Source organism: Micromonospora sp. MH33, assembly GCF_003013775.1.
In the GTDB taxonomy this organism is placed as follows: Bacteria; Actinomycetota; Actinomycetes; order Mycobacteriales; family Micromonosporaceae; genus Micromonospora; species Micromonospora fulviviridis.
Window position 1 is genome coordinate 1 of sequence record NZ_MUYZ01000623.1, and the last position, 1,486, is coordinate 1,486.

The 1,486-nt window shown below is 78.3% G+C and carries 2 protein-coding genes and 1 pseudogene; all 3 read right to left on the reverse strand.

All coding sequences use genetic code 11. The features are described from left to right. Positions 1-204: pseudogene (locus tag B0E53_RS36445) on the reverse strand (glycosyltransferase family 9 protein); the annotation flags it as partial. Beyond that, on the reverse strand, positions 201-908 hold the full coding sequence (locus tag B0E53_RS36450; protein WP_107079917.1) for an SDR family oxidoreductase: 708 nt from the start codon (positions 906-908) through the stop codon (positions 201-203). The pseudogene B0E53_RS36445 and the gene B0E53_RS36450, both read right to left, overlap by 4 nt. Further along, positions 905-1,486, reverse strand: a 582-nt coding sequence (locus B0E53_RS36455) for an adenylyltransferase/cytidyltransferase family protein (RefSeq protein ID WP_146167975.1), incomplete at its 5' end; no start/stop codon positions are given. The genes B0E53_RS36450 and B0E53_RS36455, both read right to left, overlap by 4 nt.

Below are 1,486 nucleotides of genomic sequence, written 5' to 3' on the forward strand. Positions count from 1 at the left end.
CGGGCCGGGCCACGCCGGCCGGTCGGCCAGCCCAGGGGTGGGCAGCACCCGGTCGACCACCCCGGTCAGCTCGGCCAGCGGCGCCAGCCAGGCCGGCGCGGCGAGCACCAGCTCCCGGCCCGGGAGGCCGGCGCGCAGGCCCCGCAGTGCCGGGACGGCGGTGGCCAGGTCGCCGACCCCGAGCGCCCGCAGCACCAGGATCACGGGTACGAGGACTCCTGCTCGGCGCAGACCACCATCTCGCGTACCGCGCAGCCGGCCGGCTGGGAGAGGGCGAACATGACCGCGGCGGCGGTGTCGGCCGGCTCGTTGAGCACGGCGTCCGGCCCGGGGCGGTACTGTGCGTCCCGCTCGTCGAAGAAGGCGGTGCGCATGCCGCCGGGAATGAGCAGCGTGACCCCGACCGCGCCGGCCAGCTCGGCGGCGAGCGCCCGGGTGAAGCCGACCACCCCGAACTTCGCCGCGCAGTACGCGGTCGCGTCGCTGACCGCCTTCACCCCGAGGGTGGAGGCGACGGTGACGATGCTGCCCCGGGACGCCTCCAGGAAGGGCAGCGCGGCCCGGATCACCGCGGCGGTGGCGAGCAGGTCCACCGTGACGATCCGTTCCCAGGTCTCCGCCGGTACGTCGATCAGCTTCCCGGGCACGTCCATCCCGGCCGCGGTGACCACGCCGTCCAGCCCGCCGGAGCGTTCCGCGAGCTGCCGGGTGGCCGCCTCGGCGGCCCGGGTGTCGGCCAGGTCGCACTCGACCCAGGGCACCCCGTCGGCGGGGCGCTGCCGGTCCAGCACCAGGGGACGGCCGCCGGCCCGGGCCACCGCGGCGACCACCGCCGCGCCGAGCCCGCTCGACCCGCCGGTGACCAGGACGGTGGGGCCGGTCCCGGGCGGACCGCTGCGCTCGCTCATCGTGCTCCCTCCGCCGTGGACCGGACGACCGCCGGCTCCGTCGCCGGGACCGCCCCGGGCCAGCCCGCCGTGCCCCGCCCGGCCCGGGCCGCCGCGATCATGTCGGTGGTGGAGCGGCCGTCCAGGTAGGGCACGACCACGGTGTGCCCGCCCCAGCGGGCCAGGACCTCCGCCTCGGGCAGGGTCTCCGCGCCGCCGCCGCTGGCGTAGTCGCCGCCCTTGACCCAGATGTCCGGGCGCAGCCAGGACAACGCCGCGTGCGGGGTGGACTCGTCGAAGATCAGCACCGCGTCGACGCAGCCCAGCGCGGCGAGCAGCCGCCCGCGGTCGCCCTGCGGCACGACCGGCCGCTCCGGGCCCTTCAGCCCGGCCACGCTGGCGTCGGAGTTGAGGCAGACCACCAGGCAGTCGCCGAGCTGCCGGGCCGCCTGGAGGGTCGCCACGTGCCCGGCGTGCAGCAGGTCGAAGCAGCCGCCGGTGGCCACGACCGTGCCGCCGGCCGCGCGTACCCGGGCCACCACCTCGCCGGCCGCGGCGGCGCCGATCCGGTCCCCGCCGCCGACGACCACCGCCGGGGC